18 protein-coding genes are annotated in these 18795 nt (G+C 71.7%); 4 read left to right on the plus strand and 14 right to left on the minus strand.

All coding sequences use genetic code 11. The features are described 5' to 3' along the window. Positions 1 to 71: 71 nt before the first annotated feature. Positions 72 to 1028, minus strand: coding sequence for a hypothetical protein (locus ACIBK0_RS44795; protein WP_399093967.1), 957 nt, complete (start codon positions 1026 to 1028; stop codon positions 72 to 74). Continuing rightward, positions 1025 to 1909 carry a phosphatase PAP2 family protein gene (locus ACIBK0_RS44800; RefSeq protein ID WP_399093970.1) on the minus strand — a complete coding sequence of 295 codons (885 nt, stop codon included), beginning with the start codon at positions 1907 to 1909 and terminating at the stop codon, positions 1025 to 1027. Before ACIBK0_RS44800 ends, ACIBK0_RS44795 begins: the two co-directional genes overlap by 4 nt. Positions 1910 to 2155: 246 nt before the next feature. Here ACIBK0_RS44800 and ACIBK0_RS44805 point away from each other — a divergent pair, with 246 nt between their 5' ends. Beyond that, complete coding sequence (locus tag ACIBK0_RS44805) at positions 2156 to 2770, plus strand: TetR/AcrR family transcriptional regulator C-terminal ligand-binding domain-containing protein (protein WP_399093973.1); 615 nt, start codon at positions 2156 to 2158, stop codon at positions 2768 to 2770. Positions 2771 to 2911: 141 nt separating this feature from the next. Here the strand turns inward: ACIBK0_RS44805 and ACIBK0_RS44810 are convergent, their stop codons facing one another. Genes ACIBK0_RS44810 through ACIBK0_RS44820 form a run of 3 tightly spaced genes read right to left on the minus strand, consistent with a single transcriptional unit; the run spans position 2912 to position 6417 of the window. After that, positions 2912 to 3916, minus strand: a complete 1005-nt coding sequence (locus ACIBK0_RS44810) for a DUF2510 domain-containing protein (protein WP_399093976.1) — start codon at positions 3914 to 3916, stop codon at positions 2912 to 2914. A gap of 55 nt (positions 3917 to 3971) precedes the next feature. Next, positions 3972 to 5126 carry an anhydro-N-acetylmuramic acid kinase gene (locus ACIBK0_RS44815; protein ID WP_399093979.1) on the minus strand — a complete coding sequence of 385 codons (1155 nt, stop codon included), beginning with the start codon at positions 5124 to 5126 and terminating at the stop codon, positions 3972 to 3974. A 4-nt stretch (positions 5127 to 5130) separates the two neighbouring features. After that, the gene (locus ACIBK0_RS44820; protein WP_399093981.1) at positions 5131 to 6417 is read right to left on the minus strand and encodes an MFS transporter; all 1287 of its coding nucleotides are present in this window, start codon (positions 6415 to 6417) and stop codon (positions 5131 to 5133) included. A gap of 260 nt (positions 6418 to 6677) precedes the next feature. Between ACIBK0_RS44820 and ACIBK0_RS44825 the strand changes: the two genes are divergently transcribed. After that, complete coding sequence (locus ACIBK0_RS44825; protein ID WP_399093984.1) at positions 6678 to 9347, plus strand: ATP-binding protein; 2670 nt, start codon at positions 6678 to 6680, stop codon at positions 9345 to 9347. A gap of 37 nt (positions 9348 to 9384) precedes the next feature. Here ACIBK0_RS44825 and ACIBK0_RS44830 read toward each other — a convergent pair whose 3' ends face one another. The 8 genes from ACIBK0_RS44830 to ACIBK0_RS44865 form a co-directional block, all read right to left on the minus strand. Continuing rightward, entirely contained in the window at positions 9385 to 10179 is a 795-nt protein-coding gene (locus ACIBK0_RS44830) for an SDR family NAD(P)-dependent oxidoreductase (protein WP_399093987.1), read from the minus strand. 64 nt (positions 10180 to 10243) lie between these two features. Further along, on the minus strand, positions 10244 to 11371 hold the full coding sequence (pcaD, locus tag ACIBK0_RS44835; RefSeq protein ID WP_399093989.1) for a 3-oxoadipate enol-lactonase: 1128 nt from the start codon (positions 11369 to 11371) through the stop codon (positions 10244 to 10246). Beyond that, complete coding sequence (gene pcaB / locus ACIBK0_RS44840) at positions 11368 to 12774, minus strand: 3-carboxy-cis,cis-muconate cycloisomerase (RefSeq protein ID WP_399093992.1); 1407 nt, start codon at positions 12772 to 12774, stop codon at positions 11368 to 11370. The genes pcaD and pcaB overlap by 4 nt, the downstream gene beginning before the upstream one ends. Further along, positions 12771 to 13334, minus strand: a complete 564-nt coding sequence (pcaG, locus tag ACIBK0_RS44845; RefSeq protein ID WP_399093994.1) for a protocatechuate 3,4-dioxygenase subunit alpha — start codon at positions 13332 to 13334, stop codon at positions 12771 to 12773. The genes pcaB and pcaG overlap by 4 nt, the downstream gene beginning before the upstream one ends. A 2-nt stretch (positions 13335 to 13336) precedes the next feature. Continuing rightward, positions 13337 to 14107: a protocatechuate 3,4-dioxygenase subunit beta gene (gene pcaH / locus ACIBK0_RS44850; protein WP_399093997.1), complete on the minus strand. Its 771-nt coding sequence runs from the start codon at positions 14105 to 14107 to the stop codon at positions 13337 to 13339. Between the two features lie 10 nt (positions 14108 to 14117). Next, entirely contained in the window at positions 14118 to 15359 is a 1242-nt protein-coding gene (locus ACIBK0_RS44855) for a thiolase family protein (protein WP_399094000.1), read from the minus strand. Beyond that, entirely contained in the window at positions 15356 to 16000 is a 645-nt protein-coding gene (locus ACIBK0_RS44860) for a CoA transferase subunit B (protein WP_399094003.1), read from the minus strand. The genes ACIBK0_RS44855 and ACIBK0_RS44860 overlap by 4 nt, the downstream gene beginning before the upstream one ends. Continuing rightward, entirely contained in the window at positions 16000 to 16782 is a 783-nt protein-coding gene (locus tag ACIBK0_RS44865) for a CoA transferase subunit A (RefSeq protein ID WP_399094006.1), read from the minus strand. The genes ACIBK0_RS44860 and ACIBK0_RS44865 overlap by 1 nt, the downstream gene beginning before the upstream one ends. 215 nt (positions 16783 to 16997) lie before the next feature. Here ACIBK0_RS44865 and ACIBK0_RS44870 point away from each other — a divergent pair, with 215 nt between their 5' ends. Together ACIBK0_RS44870 and ACIBK0_RS44875 are read left to right on the plus strand one after the other, a co-directional pair. After that, positions 16998 to 17465, plus strand: a complete 468-nt coding sequence (locus ACIBK0_RS44870; RefSeq protein ID WP_399094009.1) for a MarR family winged helix-turn-helix transcriptional regulator — start codon at positions 16998 to 17000, stop codon at positions 17463 to 17465. A 16-nt stretch (positions 17466 to 17481) separates the two neighbouring features. Continuing rightward, the gene (locus tag ACIBK0_RS44875) at positions 17482 to 17616 is read left to right on the plus strand and encodes a hypothetical protein (RefSeq protein ID WP_399094012.1); all 135 of its coding nucleotides are present in this window, start codon (positions 17482 to 17484) and stop codon (positions 17614 to 17616) included. Between the two features lie 70 nt (positions 17617 to 17686). Here the strand turns inward: ACIBK0_RS44875 and ACIBK0_RS44880 are convergent, their stop codons facing one another. Further along, entirely contained in the window at positions 17687 to 18664 is a 978-nt protein-coding gene (locus ACIBK0_RS44880) for a DUF3048 domain-containing protein (protein ID WP_399094015.1), read from the minus strand. Positions 18665 to 18795 lie beyond the last annotated feature (131 nt).

Genomic DNA, 18795 nt, shown 5'->3' on the forward strand with positions numbered 1-18795 from the left:
TTCGGCATGAGGAAGGGCGGTTGCGGATCTCCGCAACCGCCCTTCTTGCCGTCGGCCTCGCAGAGCCGACGCTAGAGAGCTGTCAGGTGGCCCGAGTTGGGCTGCTTGGGCATCAACGAGGGTTCGTACGCCGCCGATCCGGGCTCCAGTGCCAGCACCGCGGCGACGGGGTGGTCGTCGTCCGCCAAGTCGGCCGCCAAGGGCGCGGGCTCCGGGGCCGACCGTGACAACGTCACGACGCCCCACGCCGCGACACCCGCTCCCACGAGCGCCAGCAGTACGCCCGCCGCACCGCCCTGAAGGCGTTCGCCGAGCAGGGACAGGCCGATCGCCGCGGCGGCCACCGGGTTGGCGAGCGTCACGACGGCGAGCGGTGCGCCAAGACCCCCCTGGTACGCGGTCTGCGACAGAAGGAGTCCGCCCGCCGCGAAGGCCGCCACAAGCAGCGCCACCACGACCACTTGGGCGCTCAGCAGCGAGTCCGAGCGATCCGTCGCGGCCACCGTCACGGTCTGCGTGAGCGCCGAGGCGACCCCCGAGGCGAACCCGGAGGCGGTCGCGTGCCGCAGCCCCGGCCGCGCTCCCGGTCGTGACAGACCGCCGATCAGCACGGCGGTTGTCCCGGCGACGGCCAGCGCCTGCGGCACGCTCAGCACGTCGGCGGGCGCGGGCCCGGACGCCGTGACGAGCACCGCGGCGAGGCCGAGCAGGGTGAGCGCCGTACCGCGCCACTCGACCACGCTGACCCGCCGTCCCGCCACCCGCGCCCCCAGCGGCACCGCGGCCACCAGGGTGAGCGCGCCGAGCGGCTGCACCAGCGTGAGCGTGCCGTACTTGAGCGCGGCGACATGCAGCAGCGCGGCGGACGCGTTGAGCACGACCGACCACCACCAGGCCCCGCTGGCCAGCAGCCGGAGCGTGCCCGAGCCGGCGGACCGGGAGGCGAGCCGCTCCTGGGCCACGGCCGCGGCGGCGTACGCGACGGCCGAGAACAGGGACAGGACGACGGCGGCGAGAGTCGCGTTCATCGCCCGGCCCCCACGAGCTCCGGCACTTCCTGCACGGGAGCGTCGGCGCGCTCCTGGATCCGGCCGGCGGTCGTCGCCGTCCGGTGCGGCAGGTGGATCACGGCGAGCGCGATGCCGAGCAGCGCGGTCGCGACGATGGCGTCGAGCCAGTAGTGGTTCGCCGTGCCGACGATCACCAGCAGCGTGAGCAGCGGATGCAGCAGCCACAGCCAGCGCCACCGGGACCGAGTGGCCGCGATCAGGCCGATCGCCACCATCAGTGCCCAGCCGAAGTGCAGTGACGGCATCGCCGCGAACTGGTTCGCCATCGAGTCGGTCGCCGGGTGCGCCCCGTACACCGTGGGCCCGTACACCTGACCGGTGTCCACGAGCTCCGCCTCGCCGAGCAGGCGCGGTGGCGCGAGCGGGAAGGTGAGGTGTCCCACCAGGGCGGCGGCGGTGACCACGGCGAGCACCCGGCGGGCCCAGATGTAGTGGGCCGGGTGCCGCAGATACAGCCAGACCAGGAAGGCCGCGGTGGCCGGGAAGTGCACGGTCGCGTAGTAGGCGTTCGCGATGTGCACGAGGGTGTCGCTGTGCAGCAGTGCGGTCTGCACGGCGCCCTCGCCCGGCAGGTGCACGGCCCGCTCCAGGCCCCACACGCGGTGCGCGTTGCCGAACGCTTCGCCGGTGTGGCCGGTGGCCAGCTGCCGGCCGACCTTGTAGATGACGAAGAGCCCGACGACGAGCAGCAGCTCGCGAAGGAGCGGCGGACGCGCCCTGGTGTCGTACGCGTGCGGCTCGCGGGCGCCGACCTGGGGCGACGCCCGGCGTATGGCCGCGTCGGGCGGCTCCGGTTCCGAGGCGGACTCGGACTCTGCAGGCTCGGTTCGGGAATCCATCCCCCGGCCCCCTTGCTGACGGTCTTGCGTGGGGTGGTGCGCGGTGAGCCCAGGACAGGATCCACTCGACAGAAAAGTGGATCCTGTCCAAGGCTCATCGATACGGCAGTGTACCGATACGCCACTGTACCGATACGTCAGTGTACCGATACGCATCCGTACCGGTACACTGACGTATCGATTAGACTGTGTGAAGCGGAACACCGCGGATCACGACCCGAGCCGGATTCAGCGAGGAGAAGAGCCATGACGTCGCAGGCTGCGGACGGACCGGAGACGGTCGTCGCCTCGCGCCGCTCCAAGATCACGCCCGAGCGTGAGCAGGAGTTCTACGACGCCGTGCTCGACCAGATCCGCGAATGCGGCTATGAGGCGCTGACCATGGAGGGTGTGGCGGCGAGTACCCGCTGCAGCAAGTCCACGCTCTACCGGCAGTGGAAGACGAAGCCCCAGTTCGTGGCCGCCGCGCTGCGCGCCAACCGCTGTCCGCGGTTCAGGGGGATCGACACCGGCTCGCTCGCCGGGGACCTGCGCGTGGCCGCGCGGGCCGCGGGCGACTGGTCGGGCCGCGACACCCAGCTGCTCCAGGCGCTCGGCCATGCCGTGATGCAGGACAGGGAGCTGCAGGAGGCGTTGCGCGACGCGCTCGTCGAGCCTGAGATCGCAGCGGTCAGGGCGATGATCGCCCGCGCGGTCGACCGCGGGGAGATCGACGCCGACCACCCGGCGCTGGAGTTCATCCCGGCACAGCTGTTCGGCGTCGTGCGCGTACGCCCCGTTCTGGAAGGCAAGTACGCGGATTCGGAGTATCTCTCACAATTCGTGGAGGCGGTCGTGCTGCCGGCCCTGGGCCTGACCTGAGACTCAGGTCGCCGTCCGCGGGATGACCGGACGTCGGCCTGTATCGCGCCGCACCGTGGGGACGGGGGCGGCGCGCACCCCCCGGCCGGGTGGGGTTCCCCTTGAGCGGAGGGGCGCCCCACCCGGCCGAATTCTTTCCCGCTAGACGTTCTGTCCGTCGCCGCCGGCCCCGGACGCCACCTTGATGCCGTCGGTGATCGTGTCGATCACCGACTGCTCGGGCGCCTTGGAGCTGACGTCGACGCCGAAGCGGACGACGACGAGCGATTTGGAGTCGGCGGGGGAGGGGAAGACGAGCGACTCGACATAGCCGTCGTCACCCTTGCTCGTCACGACCTTCCAGCGGACCAGATAGCCCTTCTCGCCGGCCACCGTGACCGCCTTCGAGGCGAGCTCCGTGTGCGAGGTGATCGTGCCGTAGCCCTTGCCGTACGACTCCTTGGCGTTCTTGGAGATGTCCTCCTTGGCCGCCGCCTCCGCCGTGGTCGACTTCAGTTTCTGCGCCAGTGCGGGAGCCGAGTACGCGCCGCCCCGCTGGCAGTTCTGCGAGGTGTCGCCTGGGCACTTGTAGGTGTCCTTGGTGGAGATCGCGGCGCTGCCTGTTCCGCTCTGGCCTGTCCAGCCGTCGGGCACCGGGATGCTGATGCCGTTGTACGCGTCCGTGACGTAGCCGTCCTCGGTCTGCGGCTGCCCCGACTGACCGGGCGCCGGTGTCTGGCCGCCCGAACCGCCGGAGTCGCCGGGAGCGCCGCCGGGTCCCCCCGACTCGCCGCCCCAGGGCGCGCCCGTGCCACCCTGTCCACCCCCGGGGCCGCCCTGCCCGCCGGGCCCCTGGGAGTTCGCGCTGTTGCCGCTGTTGCCGTCGTCCTTGGTCAGCGCGTACACCCCGCCTCCGATGCCCGCGAGGACCGCGATCGCCGCGGCGACCGCTATGCCCAGGCGCAGCCCGCGCCGCGGCGAACCCGGGGCGAGGGCCGGATACGGTCCGGCGGCCGGCGGGTGCGCCGGGGGACCCCATGCGGCGGCCGACCCGACGGGGCGGGTCTGGTCCGTCCATGCCTTACCGTTCCACCAGCGCTCGGTGGCGGGAGCGTCATCTGTCTGCCCGGGGTCGGGATACCAGCCGGGGGGAGTCACCTGCGTCATGGTGCCCACCGTATGAGCCCTGGGTGAAAGGCGGATGAGAGGGGCCCGGCAGCAGTCACTTCACGATCAGCCGTAGAGGTGTACGGTCCGCCCGGGGCGGCAGCCGCAGCCCTTCCCTGCCCGGGGTGATCGACCCGAGCACGCTGGGATGCCGGGCCCCGGTGCTCGCCGGATCGGTGCCCGCGAGCCCGTGCAGCGTCAGAAAACCCAGTACGGCGAAGGCGTACGCCTCCTTGGCGGCCGACGGCAGTCCCAGGTCGTCGGAGGTGCGCAGCACCACCCCGGGGAGTTCCTCGCCCAGCATCGCCATGAGTACGGGATTGCGGGTGCCGCCGCCGGAGGCGATCACCTCCGTGGCCCGCACCGCGCGCACGGCGTCCGCGACCGTCCGGGCGGTGAGCCGGGTGAGGGTCGCGATGACGTCCTCGGCGGTGAGTGTCCCGAAACCCGCCAACGCGTCCCTCAGATAGCCGAGATGGAACAGCTCCTTGCCGGTCGTCTTGGGCGCGGGCAGCGCGTAGTACGGCTCGGCGAGCAGCCGCCGGAGCAGCGGCTCGTGGACGGTGCCGCGGGCGGCGAGGGCGCCGTCCACGTCGTAGTCGAGGCGTCCGCCGCTCAGCCCCCGTGCCGCGGCGTCGACCAGGGCGCACGCGGGCCCGGTGTCGAAGGCGGTGCCGTCCGGCGCGGTGAGGTTGGCGATGCCGCCGAGGTTCAGGGCCACCGGCGTTCCCGGGCGGCCGCGCAGCCACAGCAGGTCGACCAGGCTCACCAGCGGCGCGCCCTGGCCGCCCGCGGCGATGTCACGCGGGCGGAAGTCGGCGACCACGGGCAGCCCGGTCGCCTCGGCGATCCAGGCGGGCTGTCCGAGCTGGAGGGTTCCGTGCACCTGGCCGTGGGCCGCCCAGTGGTAGACGGTCTGGCCGTGCGAGGCGATCAACTCACCTCCGCCGTGGCACAGTTCATGGTTGGCTCGGACGGCTGCCGCCGCGAAGGCCTGTCCGATGAGGGTGTCCAGGCGGCACACCTCGGCCAGGCTGGTGGGGGCCGGAGGCAGCGCCGCGGCGAGCGCGTCGCGCAGTTCCTCGTCGTACGCCTCGCTGACGAGCCCGAGCGGCCGCATGACGAGGCTGTCCCCGTCGAGGGTCAGCTCGGCGGCCGCCGCGTCGATCGCGTCGTACGATGTGCCGGACATCAGGCCGATCACCCGCACGTGATCAACTCCCTTTCCCCGTGCGGAGCGTGGCGAGCGCGAGCACGCTCACCGCGCAGGTCGCCGCCGCGTAGTACGCGGGGATGTCCACGCTCCCCGTCCGTTTGATGGTCTCCGTGATGATGAGCCCCGCGCACCCGGAAAACACCGCATTGGACAGGGCGTAGGCGAGTCCCAGACCGGTGTAGCGCACGCTCGTCGGGAACATCTCGGAGAGCATCGCCGGACCGGGCCCCGCCATCAGACCCACCACGGCACCCGCCACGAACACGGCGACACCCTTCACCGCGTTCGATGTCCCGCTGTGCTGAAGGAGGTTGAGCAGCGGGATCGCCAGCACGGTGACCAGAACGGCCCCCGTGAGCATCACCGGGCGCCGCCCGATCCGGTCGCTGAGCCATCCCGCCGGGACGATCGTGGCCGCGAAGCCGAGGTTGGCGAGGACCGTGGCGAGCAGTGCCTGCTGGAAGGTCGCGTTCAGGGTGCTCTGCAGGTACGAGGGGAGCACGACCAGGAAGGTGTAACCGGCCGCCGCCCAGCCCATGATGCGTCCGGCCCCGAGCGCGATCGCCCTGGCCACCTGGGAGCCGGGCGGGCGCTCCCGTTGCCGCTCCCGCTCGAAGGACGGTGTCTCGTCCAGTCTCAGCCGCAGCCGGAGCGCCCCGAGGCCGAGCGGCAGCGTCAGCAGGAAGGGCAGCCGCCAGCCCCAGTCCTCGAGCTCGCGGGAGGTGAGCACCGTAGCCAGCAGCGCCGCGACGCCCGCACCGGCGAGGAGCCCGAGCGCGACAGTGAAGGATTGCCACGACCCGTACAGCCCCCGTCTGCCCGGCGGTGAGAACTCCGTCATCACCGAGACCGCGCCCCCGAACTCCCCGCCCGCGGACAGTCCTTGGAGCACCCGGAGGAACGTGAGCAGCCACGGGGCGAGGGCGCCGACCGCGGCGTAGGTGGGCAGCACGCCGATCAGGGTCGTTGCGGCCGTCATCAGGGCGATCACCAGGATCAGCACCGGGCGTCGCCCGACCCTGTCGCCGAGCCGTCCGAACAGCGCGGCGCCGACGGGCCGGAAGAAGAACGCCAGTGCGAAGGATGCGTAGGTCTTCACCAGGGCCTCGACCTCGCTGCCGCCCTCCGGTGTGAAGAAGCGCGCCGCGATGATCGTCGCGAAATAGCCGTAGACGCCGAACTCGTACCACTCGATGAAGTTGCCCACGGAGCCCGCGAACAGGGCTCTACGGGAGTGCGCGGACCGGGCGGCGCGCAGGTCCGAGTCGTGCGCGGGGGCGCTCATGCCGGTTCCTCCAGGGGCATGCCGGAGCCCGGGTCGGACCGGCCCCCGACGGAGACTGATGTGGGAAAATTAGCTTCAGTTCGCGGGTTGTTGACTGTCAATAACTTTCACACGGGCTGGTCGACGGCCTCTCGCGTCGCCTCCGGGGCACGCCTGTCACTCGTCTCGGCAACACGTGCCCGGGCCCGCCTCCACCGGGGCTTCCATGCGGCTAGGCTCGTTATCAGTACGTCGTTTGGGCGACCTGGGGAGGTAGCGGGATGACGGAGGCACGGCCCGGAGGGGGCGCCTCGGCTTCCCTGTGGGAGCGCGATGAGGAAGTCGCCACACTCGAACAGGCGATCGCCGCGCTGCGCGCGGACGCCGCCACCTCGGGGAGCCTGCTGGTGCTCAGCGGCGAGGCGGGCCTCGGCAAGACCGCGCTCCTGGCCGAGGCGCGCCGGATCGCGGAGAGCAGCGGCTGTGCGGTGTGGTCGGCACGCGGCGGCGAGACCGTCACATCCGTCCCCTTCAATGTCGTACGGCAGTTGCTGCAGCCGGCCCTCGTCTCGCTGATGCCGGAAGAGGCGCGCGAATACCTGGGCGACTGGTACGACATCGCAGGGCCCGCCCTTGGCATAGCGGAGCCGGGCGAACGTCAGCCCGACCCGCAAGGTGTGTGCGACGGCCTGGTCGCGGCGGTGCGGCGGCTCGCCAAGCGCGAATGGCCGCTCGTGCTGCTCATCGACGACGCCCACTGGGCCGACCAGGAGACACTGCGCTGGCTCGCCGCGTTCGCCGAGCGGCTCGAGGACCTGTCCGTTCTCGTCGTGGTCGCCCGCCGTCCCGGCGGTGTCAGCGGCGAGAGCGCCCGGCTGCTCGACGTGGTCGCCGCCGCGGCCCGACCGGTCGCCACCTTGAGCGCGCTGACCCCGGCCGCGGCCGAAGGACTGACCCGCGCCACGCTCGGGGAGCACGCCGACGCGCCGTTCTGCCGCGAGGTGTGGGCGGTCACCGGCGGCAATCCGTACGAGACGGTCGAACTGCTCGCCAAGGTGCAGGACAGCCAGATGGAGCCGGCCGAGGGATCGGCCGCCGAACTGCGCGACCTGAACCGCTCGGCCCGCGGCCGCGGACTCGTCGCCCGCCTCGAAGGACTCGGCATCGACGCCACGCGGTTCGCCTGGGCGGCCGCGATCCTCGGCACCGCGATCTCCCTCGACCTCGCCGCCCAACTCGCCGGAATGCAGAGCGACGAGGCCCTGCGCTGCGCGGAACTCCTCGGCGCCGCCCGCATCCTGACCAGGCCCGAGCCGACGAACGGTCAAGTCGCTGAGAACGAGCTGGAGTTCGTGCACCCGCTCATCGCGACCGCGGTCTACCGCTCGATCCCGGACGCCCTGCGCACCGCGATGCACGGCCAGGCCGCCTGGGCGGTCACCGAGTCCGGGCGCGGCGCGGCCGCGGCGTCCCGCCATCTTCTCGAAGTCCACCCGGACGACGACCCCGAACTCGTCGAGCAGATGCGTGAGGCCGCCAGGGAACACCTCGCCGTCGGCGCGCCCGACGCGGCCAGGCGCTGCCTGGAGCGCGCCCTGGCCGAGCCCCCGCTGCCCGACGTGCACGCCCGCGTGCTCTACGAACTGGGCTGTGCCACGCTCCTGACCGCGCCCTCCACGACCATCGGCCATCTGCGCGCCGCCCTCGAAAGGCCGGGCCTCGAGGACGCCATGCGCGTGGACGCCGTCTTCCGGCTCTCCCAGGCGCTGCTCCACAACAACCAGTTGGACGAGGCCGTCCGCACGGTCGACGAGGAGGTCGCCCGGCTCGAACCGGGCCCCGCCCGCATGCGGCTGCAGGCCGTGCACTACATGTGGGAGGGCATCCACGCCGGCGAGGAGCGCGCCTCGGGACACTCCCTCGGTCTCGCCGAACTCGTCAGGACCTGCACCGGGCGGGACAACTCCGAGCGCGCGCTGCTCATACTGCGCGGCTTCGACGCGATGACGCGCGGCGAGAACGCCGAAGAGGTCGTGGAACTCTGCGACCGCGCCCTCGTCAACGGCCGCCTCGCACCCGGACTCGGCTGGACCGACACCGAGTGGGGCGTCGAACTGCTTCTGATGCTCGGCAGCGCGTACGCCTACGCCGACCGGCTCGACCGGGCCGAAAGCCTGTTCAGCGAGGCCCTGCACGCCTATGTGAAGGCCGGCTGGAGCGGCGGCCACCTCTCCCTGGCCAACGCCTACCTCGGCCTCGCGCACCGCAGACGAGGCCGCCTCGCCGACGCGGAGCACTACCAGCGCGAATCGCTCCGCCTCGCCGAACGGGTGGGCCGCGGGCTGCCCCTGTACTGGTCCGCGACCTGCGGACTCATCGACACACTGCTCGCCCGCGGCCATGTCCACGAGGCCGCGGAGATCGCCGAACGCTACGGCTTCGCACCTCCGTACCCGTCCACGATCGTGCTCCCGGACACCCGCTCCGTGCGCGGCCGTCTGCTGCTCGCCGCCGGCCGCACCAAGGACGGCATCAACGAACTGGAGGCAGCCGAGAAGGCCGCCGCCGCGCGCGGTCACCACAACACGGTGCTCGCCCCCTGGGCGGTCGACCTCGCCCGGGCCCTCGCCACCGAGGACCCGACGCGTGCCGCCGCCCTGGCCGCCGACGCCCGCCGCCAGGCCGAGCGCTTCGGCACAGACACGGCCATCGGCGAGGCGCTCCGCTGCGCCGCGGCCCTCGAATCGGGCCAGCGCGCGGTACGGCTGGCCGCCCAGGCGGTCACCTACCTGGAAGCCTCGCCCTGCCAGTACGAACACGCGGCGGCCCGCGTCGAGTACGGCATCGCCGCCCGCTCGGTGGCGGAGCTCAACAAGGGGCTGACGCTGGCGCGTTCGTGCGGGGCGGACGGGTTGGTGGCGAAGGCTGGGGAGGCGCTGGCGAGCCTCTAGTCCGGCAGCGGCGGGGTGTCAGTCCGGCAGCCGGGCTTCAGCTGCCGAGCAGCTGATCCGTGGTCGCCTCCAGCCGCTTCCACACCTCGCGGTCGTACGTGTGCGCGTGTGCCCGCGAGGGGTTCGTGCCGTCGAAGTACCCGCCGGTGCCCAACTCCCTTGTGACCAGGCGGAGTACACCCGCCGCACCGTCGGCGACGGTGGACCAGGGGACCACTCCGGCATCGCGGACCATCGCTGTGTCCATGTAGGTCGCGGGGTGCAGGACATTCACCGAGACGCCGCTGCCCGCCACCTCCTCGCTCAGCGCGAACGTGTGCGTCGCCAGCGCGAACTTGCTGCGGCAGTACGCCGATACCCCCGTGTAGCCCCGGGTGAGTTCCGGGTCGTCGAAGTCCAGCGGCTCCTGGCCGACCGAGCCGACATTGACGACGCGGGACGGGGCGCTCGCGCGGAGCGTGGGCAGCAGCGCGCGGGTGAGGGCGACCGGCGCGAGATAGTTCACCGCGAGCCGCAGCTCGTGACCGTCGGCGCTCACCTCACGGCCCGCACCGTGCGGGCCGGCGCCGACCCCCGCATTGTTGATCAGCACGTCGAGACGGGGGTGCGCGGCGGCGACCTCCTCGCCCAGTCGCCGCACCTGCGCGAGCGAAGCCAGATCGGCGACGTACCCGTGGGACTCGCCACCCTCGGCCCGCAGATCCGTGACGAGCGACTCGGTCCGTGCGCGGTCGCGCCCGTGCGCGAGGACGACATATCCGGAGCGGACCAGCTCGAAGGCGACGTACCTGCCGAGCCCTGAGGTGGCACCGGTGATCAGAACAGTGGACATGCCTCCACCCTAGGCACGGTGCTCAGGCATGCACGAGGTGCCGTTGAAGCTACGACCAGCAGGGTCACCCACCGCTCTTGTCTTCCTCCGCCAGCACCCGTTGCGCCACCGCGAACGCCGAGTTCGCCGCCGGAACACCGCAGTACACGGCCGTCTGCAGCAGCACCGCGCCGATCTCCTCGGGCGTGAGGCCGTTGCGCCGCGCCGCTCGGACGTGCATGGCCAGCTCGTCGTAGTGGCCGTGCGCCACCAGAGCGGTCAGCGTGATCATGCTGCGCTCACGGCGCGTCAGCGTCGGATCCGTCCAGATCTCGCCCCACGCATAGCGCGAGATGAAGTCCTGGAAGCGAGCGGTGAAGGGCGTCTGCCGTGCCTGCGCGCGGTCCACGTGCTCGTCCCCGAGGACCTGACGGCGCACCTCCATGCCCCGCAGCGCATACCCGTCGAAGTGCCCGCGCAGCGCGGCGAGCACAGCCTCCGGGCGCTCCGCAGGCGCCAGATGCGAGGCGCCCGCGATCTCCGTGAGCGAGGCGCCGGGCACCGCGTCCGCGATCTCCCGCAGATGCGCGGGCGGCGTCGCCGGATCCTCGCGGCCCGCGATGAGCAGGGTCGGCACGGTGAGGGACGACAGCCGCTCCCGGATGTCGAAGGCGGCGAGCGCGTCACAGCAGGCGGCGTACGCCTCGGGATCCGCGGTGCGATGGTCCTCCACCAGCTCGGGCACGGTGAAGCCGGGCGTGAACCAGCGGGCATTCGCGGTTTCGGCGAGCCCGGCGAGGCCCTCGCGGCGCACGGTCTGCGCGCGCTCCTCCCACGGCTTGGAGCCGTTGAAGTGGGCCGACGAGCAGATGACGGCGAGGCTCTCCAGACGCTCAGGGTGGTGCACGGCCAGCTGCAGACCGACCGCGCCACCGAGCGAGACACCCGCGTACGCGAACCGGTCGATGCCGAGCGAGTCGGCGAGGGCGAGCACCAGGCCGGCGAGGTCGGCGACGGTCGCGCCGGGCCCGATCAGGTCTGCGGCCGAACCGCCGTGACCCGGCAGATCCCAGCGGACCACCCGATGGGTGACGGACAGTTCGGGCGCGACCTTGTTCCACAGGGCGTACGACGTGCCGAGCGAGGGGCCGAGGAGCAGCGGGGGAGCGGTGGTGGGACCTTCGGCGCGGTGGTTGAGCAGTGTGTCGGTCAACGTCGCTCCAGAGCACGGTCGGTGAGGGCTCCCGCGGAGCCCGTGTAGCGGGTGGGGTCGGTGAGGTCCGCGAGGTCGAGCTCCTTGAGCTCCGGCTCCTCGCCGAGCACCTCCACGAGGGGCCGGTTCTCGGTGACGGCGCGCTGGGCGGCCCGCGTCAGCAGCTCCTTGGCGCGGGCCCGCCCGAGCACGGGAGCGAGCTCGGCGGCCAGCCGCTCGGAGACGATCAACCCGTGGGTGAGACCGAGATGTTCACGCATGGTGCCCGCGTTCACCCGGAGCCCCTCCGCCAGCTCGGCGGCATCGCGCGCTGCCCCGCCGACCAGCCGGAGCAGATCCCGCAGGGGCTCCCACTCGGCGTGCCAGGCCCCGGCCGGACGCTCGTCCTCGGCCGCCATCGCCCCGTAGAGCGTCGCCGCGAGGTGTGGCGCCCGGCGGGCCGCGGCGGCGACGAGGGTGGCCCGCACGGGGTTGGCCTTGTGCGGCATCGCGGACGATCCGCCGCCGGAACCCTCGGCGACCTCGGCGATCTCGGTACGGGTCAGGGTGAGCACGTCGACGGCGGTCTTGCCCAGGGCTCCGGCGGTGAACGCCAGCGCTCCGGCCAGGTCGGCGATCGGCGTACGGAGGGTGTGCCAGGGCAGCACGGGTGGGGCGAGCCCGAGTTCACGGGCATACGCCGCGATCAGGGCCTGCGTGTCCGCGGGGGCGGATGCGTCGCTGGCGGCCTGCGTGTCCGCGGGAGCCGGCCTGCCACCGGCCCGAGGCCCAGCGGGGCCGAATACCGTGAACGCGGCCAACGTCCCCGCGGCGCCGCCCAGTTGGGCAGGCAGCGAGGCACGTACGGCGGACACCCTGTCCCGGGCATCCAGCACCAGCGACCGCCAACCCGCCGCCTTGAGCCCGAAGGTCGTCGGCACCGCGTGCTGGGTGAGCGTCCGGCCCGGCATCACCGTGTCCCGGTGCTCCGTGGCGAGCCGGGCCAGCGCCCGCTCCGTGCGGCCGAGGTCCCCCAGGACGAGGTCCAGCGTGCGGGCGGCGACCAGCATGGTCGCCGAGTCCATGATGTCCTGGCTCGTCGCGCCCCGGTGGACGTACGGGCCGAACTCCGTGCCGACCGCGGCCGTCAGGTCCGCGACCAGCGGGATCACCGGATTGCCGCCGCTTCGCGCGCGCAGCGCGATCGCTGCGAAGTCGAAGACGGTGGCGTCGGCTGCCGAGGACACCGCCGACGCGGCCTCAGCCGGGGCCAGCGCCAGCGATGCCTGGGCCCGGGTCAGCGCGGCCTCCGCGTCGAGCAGCGCCCGCAGATACGCGGTGTCGCTCGTCGCGGACGCGGCCGGGCAGCCCGCCCACCCGGGGGCGAGCAGGGCGTCGGAATCGACAGGGTCGACAGCTGTCACTGGAACTCCAGGAAGACCGTTTCGCCTTCGCCCTGAAGGCGGATGTCGAAACGGTACGTGCGGTTCGCCCCCTCGGCCGCGATCAGCGTGGCGCGCCGGTCGGCCGGGAGCGAGTCCAGCAGCGGGTCGGCGCCTTCGGCGAGGTACGCGCGGGTGAAGAGATGGTGCGTCAGACCACGGGCGAAGACACAGACGCTGATGTACGGCAGTCCGGCGTTCCCCGGCGGCAGCGTGCGCAGCGCGTAGTGCCCGTCGGCGTCCGTGGCGACCCGCCCGAAGCCCGTGAAGTCGATGCCGTTGCGGCCGAGGAAACCGCCCGTCGACGGGTCGCGGCGCATCGAGCCGGGAGCGCCCTTCAGAGAGCCGTCGGGCGCCGCCTGCCAGAAGTCCAGCAGGGCGTCGGGGATCGGCGTGCCCGCGCCGTCGAACACGTATCCGTGCAGGGTGATCGTGTCGGGGTGGCCCTGGGGCGCGACGTCGCCGCCGCCGGGAAAGGGCAGCGCATGGCCGTAGAAGGGGCCGATGGTGTGGGACGGGGTGGGGAGCAACCGCTCGGTCATGCTCAACGGCCTTCCTCGATCCAGGTGGCGGAGGGACCGTCGAGGACGATGTCCCATTCGTAGCCGAGCGAGAACTCGGGCTGCGAGAGGTCGTGGTGGTAGCCGGCGATCAGACGGCTGCGCGCCGCCTCGTCCGTCACGGACCGCAGGATCGGGTCGTACGGGAACAGCGGGTCGCTCGGGAAGTACATCTGCGTCACGAGCCGCTGGGTGAACGCTGTGCCGAAGACCGAGAAGTGGATGTGCGCGGGCCGCCACGCGTTGGTGTGGTTGCCCCACGGGTACGGGCCCGGCTTGATGGTCGTGAACGTGTACCGTCCCTGATCATCCGTCAGCGTGCGGCCCACGCCGGTGAAGTTGGGGTCGAGCGGCGCCGGGTGCTGTTCGCGCAGATGGGCGTAGCGGCCGGCGGCGTTGGCCTGCCAGATCTCGACGAGCTGACCGCGTACGGGACGGCCGTCGCGGTCGAGGAGGCGGCCCGAGACGGTCATGCGCTCGCCGATCGGTTCGCCCCGGTGCCGGCGGGTCAGGTCGTTGTCGATCTCGGTGATGTCGGTGACACCGAAGACGGGACCCGACAGCTCGACCGTCTCAGGGTCGCCGCCGTTCACGGCGACCAGCGCCTGCTTGGGGTGGCGCAGGAGGGAGCTGCGGTACGGGGGGTAGTCGCGCGAGGGGTGGTGCTGGACCGGGGCGCCGCCGGCGACCGCCTTGTCGTACGCGTCCTGGAGATCCTTGATCTCGACGTCGATGTCCGACTGAGTGAGAGCCATGGTCGACTTCCTATCGTTCGAGGACGAGGGCGAGGCCCTGGCCCACGCCGATGCAGAGGGTGGCGACACCAACTCCGGAGCCCTGGCGGGCGAGTTGGTGGGCGACGGTTCCGGCGAGCCGGGCGCCGGACGCGCCGAGGGGGTGACCGAGGGCGATGGCGCCGCCCTGCGGGTTGAGGATCTGCGGGTCGAACTCGGGCCATTCGGCCAGGCACCCGAGGACCTGCGCGGCGAAGGCCTCGTTGAGCTCCAGCGTCGACAGGTCGTCAAATCCCTTGCCCGCCTTGGCGAGAGCGCGATGGACGGCCTCGACGGGGGCGAGTCCGAAGTACTGCGGGTCGATCGCGGAGACGCCGGTCGCGCTGACGCGCGCGAGGGGCTCACGCCCGGTGGCCTTCAGGCCCTCCTCGTCGACCAGCAGCAGGGCGGCCGCGCCGTCGTTCAAGGGCGAGGCGTTGCCCGCCGTCACCGTGCCTCCCCCAGCCTTCGGCTGGGGGGACCCCCATCTCGCTTCGCTCGCCTTGCGGAAGGAGGGCTTCAGCCTCGCCATGGCCTCCAGGGACGCCTCGGCGCGTACACACTCGTCGGCGCCGAAGACGACCGGTTCGCCCTTGCGCCGCGGAAGGGATACGGGGGCGATCTCGCCGTCGAACAGACCGTCCGCCTGTGCCTGGGCCGCCTTGCGGTGGCTGGCGAGGGCGAACTCGTCCTGCTGCTCACGTGTGATCTTGTGCTTCTCGGCGATGAGTTCGGCCGACTCGCCCAGCGGGATGGTCCACTGCGGGTCCATCCCCCGGTTGACCATGCGCCAGCCCAGCGTCGTGGAGTACAGCTCGGTGTGTCCGGCCGGGAAGGGCCTCTCGCTCTTGGGCAGCACGTAGGGGGCGCGGGTCATCGACTCGACGCCACCGGCCAGGGCGATGGAGGCGTCGCCGAGCGCGATGGCCCGGGCGGCCTGGATGACGGCTTCGAGCCCGGAGGCGCACAGGCGGTTGACGGTCACGCCCGGCACCGAGGTGGGCAGACCGGCGAGCAGGGCGGCCATGCGGCCGACGTTGCGGTTCTCCTCGCCCGCCCCGTTGGCGTTGCCGAAGTACACGTCCTCGATCCGGGACGGGTCCAAATCCGGTGTACGGGCGAGGAGTTCACGGATGGCGTGGGCGGCGAGGTCGTCCGGGCGGACGGCGGCCAGTGACCCGTTGTACTTGCCGATGGGGGTGCGGACCGCATCGACGATGTAGACGTCCTTCATGAGGTCTCCTCGGGAATGCGGATCTTCGCGGCGGTCTTCGCCACGATCTCCTCGACGGTGACGCCCGGCGCGGTCTCGACGAGCACCAGCCCCTCCGCGGTGACGTCCAGCACGCCGAGGTCGGTGATGATCCGGTTCACGCACGACTTGCCCGTGAGCGGCAGCGCGCACTCCTGGAGGATCTTCGCCGAGCCGTCCTTGGCGGTGTGCGTCATGACGACGATGACCGTGCGGGCGCCGTGGACCAGGTCCATCGCGCCGCCTATCCCGGTGATCATCTTGCCGGGGATCGCCCAGTTGGCGAGGTCACCGCCCGCGGACACCTGCATCGCGCCGAGCACGGCGACGTCGATGTGCCCGCCGCGGATCATTCCGAAGGACAGGGACGAGTCGAAGTACGAGGCCCCCGGCAGGACCGTCACGGTCTCCTTGCCCGCATTGATGAGATCCGGGTCGACCCGGTCCTCGGTCGGGTAGGGACCGGTCCCCAGGATGCCGTTCTCGGACTCCAGGATCACCTCGACGCCGTCGGGGAGATAGTTGGGGATCAGCGTCGGCAGGCCGATGCCCAGGTTCACATACTGGCCGTCCTCGAGCTCGCGCGCGGCGCGGGCGGCCATCTCCTGCCTGCTCCAGGCCATTACTTGCTCACCGTTCCATTCGCCGCGGGCGCCGAAACCGTCCGTTGCTCGATCATCTTGGCGCTGGCCTGCTCCGGGGTGAGCGCGACGACGCGCTGCACGAAGATGCCCGGCAGATGGACCGCGTCCGGGTCGATCTCGCCCGGCTCCACCAGCTCCTCCACCTCGGCGATCGTCACCCGGCCGGCCATCGCCGCCAGCGGGTTGAAGTTCCGGGTGGACTTGTTGAAGACCAGGTTGCCGTGCCGGTCGCCCTTGGCGGCCCGTACGAGGGCGAAGTCGGTGCGGATGCCGTGCTCCAGCACGTATTCCGTGCCGTCGAACTCGCGCACCTCCTTCGGCGGGGAGGCCAGCGCGACGCCGCCCTGGCCGTCGTAGCGCCACGGCAGTCCGCCGTCCGCGACCTGCGTGCCGACCCCGGCCGGGGTGTAGAAGGCGGGGATCCCGGCGCCGCCCGCGCGCAGCCGCTCGGCGAGCGTGCCCTGCGGGATCATCTCCACCTCCAGCTCACCGGCCAGGTACTGCCGTGCGAACTCCTTGTTCGCGCCGATGTACGAGCCGGTGACGCGGGCGATCCGCCCGGCCGCGAGCAGGATCGCGAGGCCGGACTCCATGGCCCCGCAGTTGTTGGAGACCACACCGAGGCCGGATACGCCACGCTCGTACAGCGCCTCGATCAGCACATTCGGCACACCACTCAGGCCGAATCCACCGACCGCGAGTGTCGCGCCGTCCGGCACATCGGCCACTGCCTCCAGGGCCGTGGCGACCACCTTGTCCATCCGTGAAGCCCCATCTCTCCCGAGCGTCCAACGTCTCAATTAATCAGGGCACTGATTATTTCTACGAGGTTTCAAACACGCTGCCACCCGATCCCGGGCTCGTCAAGCCCCTCAATGAATGTGCAGGTGAGAGTCTCGGCCATACGGCGAGACGGGTCAGGCCGCGCCGAGGTATTGTTCAGTACGCCAACGAATAGTTGAGTCGAGGAGCGCATATGGCCGCGGTGGACCTCTCCACCCACCCCGGGCACCTGGCCCGGCGACTGCAGCAGGCCCACTACCTGCTGTGGAACACCATGGTCTCCGAGGAGATCACCTCCCCGCAGTTCGCGGTCCTCAACGCACTCGTCGCGGAGCCGGGCCTGGACCAGCGCACGGTGGGGGAGCGGGTGGGGCTCGACCGGTCCACCATCGCCGAGGTCATCAGTCGGCTCAGCCGTCGGGGTCTGCTCGACAAGGTGCGCGACCCGCAGGACGGCCGCCGCTTCCTGCTGCGCCTCACGGACGAGGGGATGCGCACGCACCGCAAGCTGACCGTGCGCACCGCCCGGATGAACCAGGTATTCCTGGCCCCGCTCTCCGCCGAGGAGCAGGCCATGTTCTTCGACCTCATCCAGCGGGTCTCGGACGCCGCGGAGGGTCTCCGCAATCCGGCGGAGCCCGCGGCCTCCGCGAAGGCCTAGGCCTGTCCGGCGGATCATGTCGGAGACGCGGGTCCTGGCAATAGCGGCCGCAGTCGGACTCGACTCGGCCGACGACGCACGGCGCGTGTTCGCAGCCGCGCGCCAGGAGGCGGAGACGGCGATCGAGCGCCGCTTGGGGCGCCGCTCCTAGCCCGCGTCCGGTCGATTCTTCCGGGGGCGGTCACCTGGGGACGGTCATGCCCTCCCGCTTGCGGGGACGGTCACGCCTTCGCGAAGACCACCCACACCTGGCCCTGCGCGAAGTTCATCGGCGCACCGCCCGTCGTCGTGAACTCCGTGCCGTCCGTCGCGCTGGGGCGCGCCCAGTTCGCGTCGAAGACACGGCCGTCGCGCAGCACCTTCGCCTTCCCCGAGCCCACCGTCTCCGTGTACGGCGTGTTGTTGCCCAGGACGTCGTGGAACTGGGAGGCGCGGACCTTCACGTACTGCACCACGACCGTGGCCGGGGCCACCGTCTTGCCGTCGGTCGTCACAGTGGGCGTCCCGTCCATGTTCACCAGCCAGCGCTGCCGGCTGCCGGACCAGGTGAAGGTGAAGCGGGCCGCCGGGAAGCGGACGGTGCGTGAGGTCTCCGGGCTGCCGCCCGTGGGCGCCTGGCCGAAGTGGAACCCGGCGGTGAGGGCTGCGCTGCCCGGCGCGGATCCCATCAGCCGCTGCGGACGCAGATAGAGATTGTGCGGCGCGGGTTTGTCCGTACCCCGGTAGTAGGCGCCGGAGACACTTTCCGGCGGTTGCGCGTGCAGCGGGGCCCTGTCGATCAGCGGCAGCAACTTGTGCTGCGCGCCCGAGAAGGCGAGCGTCGGCTCGTCGAACTGGCGCAACAGCTCCAGGTCCGACTCGCGGGCACTGCGCACGGGCCCGACAACCTTTGGGAACCGGCTCGCGTAGACCGCCATCAGCCGGCTGAGACCGCCCTCGACCTGCTCCGCGTACACGACATCGGCCGCGTCCAGGCCGGTCTGCGGGCGGGCCGCGCGCACATTGTCGATCTTCACGGCGAGCACCGAACCGCTCTTCGTTGTGCCGTCGTTGCCTTCGGTGGGTCCCTGTGTCCGGCCGCGCCCGTCGTCGGTCGCGCCACCGCCCGCGGTGCAGCCCGTCAACAGGGAGCCCGTCACCGCGGCGGCCAGCAGCGCAGCTGTCATCGCGCCGCGCCGCATCCGTGCCAGCTGTCGCATGCCCACCGTGCGCCCCCGTCCTGTGCCATCGATTGTGCGCTTATAGGTTCATCGGTGGCCATACCCGTTCGATTCTGATTACGTGCGCCGCCGAGTCGATCAACCGGGCGCGTTGCTGCATGTGAACCTCG

Source organism: Streptomyces sp. NPDC050564 (genome assembly GCF_044457265.1).
In the GTDB taxonomy this organism is placed as follows: domain Bacteria; phylum Actinomycetota; class Actinomycetes; order Streptomycetales; family Streptomycetaceae; genus Streptomyces.

Bases quoted from the DNA above. Each gene is read 5' to 3' on its own strand.
- ACIBK0_RS44855 (WP_399094000.1), bottom strand. From the start codon at position 15,359: ATGAAGGACGTCTACATCGTCGATGCGGTCCGCACCCCCATCGGCAAG.
- ACIBK0_RS44860 (WP_399094003.1), bottom strand. From the start codon at position 16,000: ATGGCCTGGAGCAGGCAGGAGATGGCCGCCCGCGCCGCGCGCGAGCTC.
- ACIBK0_RS44865 (WP_399094006.1), bottom strand. From the start codon at position 16,782: ATGGACAAGGTGGTCGCCACGGCCCTGGAGGCAGTGGCCGATGTGCCG.
- ACIBK0_RS44825 (WP_399093984.1), top strand. From the start codon at position 6,678: ATGACGGAGGCACGGCCCGGAGGGGGCGCCTCGGCTTCCCTGTGGGAG.
- ACIBK0_RS44820 (WP_399093981.1), bottom strand. From the start codon at position 6,417: ATGAGCGCCCCCGCGCACGACTCGGACCTGCGCGCCGCCCGGTCCGCG.
- ACIBK0_RS44830 (WP_399093987.1), bottom strand. From the start codon at position 10,179: ATGTCCACTGTTCTGATCACCGGTGCCACCTCAGGGCTCGGCAGGTAC.
- ACIBK0_RS44805 (WP_399093973.1), top strand. From the start codon at position 2,156: ATGACGTCGCAGGCTGCGGACGGACCGGAGACGGTCGTCGCCTCGCGC.
- ACIBK0_RS44880 (WP_399094015.1), bottom strand. From the start codon at position 18,664: ATGCGACAGCTGGCACGGATGCGGCGCGGCGCGATGACAGCTGCGCTG.
- pcaG (WP_399093994.1), bottom strand. From the start codon at position 13,334: ATGACCGAGCGGTTGCTCCCCACCCCGTCCCACACCATCGGCCCCTTC.
- ACIBK0_RS44800 (WP_399093970.1), bottom strand. From the start codon at position 1,909: ATGGATTCCCGAACCGAGCCTGCAGAGTCCGAGTCCGCCTCGGAACCG.
- ACIBK0_RS44870 (WP_399094009.1), top strand. From the start codon at position 16,998: ATGGCCGCGGTGGACCTCTCCACCCACCCCGGGCACCTGGCCCGGCGA.
- ACIBK0_RS44795 (WP_399093967.1), bottom strand. From the start codon at position 1,028: ATGAACGCGACTCTCGCCGCCGTCGTCCTGTCCCTGTTCTCGGCCGTC.
- ACIBK0_RS44810 (WP_399093976.1), bottom strand. From the start codon at position 3,916: ATGACGCAGGTGACTCCCCCCGGCTGGTATCCCGACCCCGGGCAGACA.
- pcaH (WP_399093997.1), bottom strand. From the start codon at position 14,107: ATGGCTCTCACTCAGTCGGACATCGACGTCGAGATCAAGGATCTCCAG.
- ACIBK0_RS44875 (WP_399094012.1), top strand. From the start codon at position 17,482: ATGTCGGAGACGCGGGTCCTGGCAATAGCGGCCGCAGTCGGACTCGAC.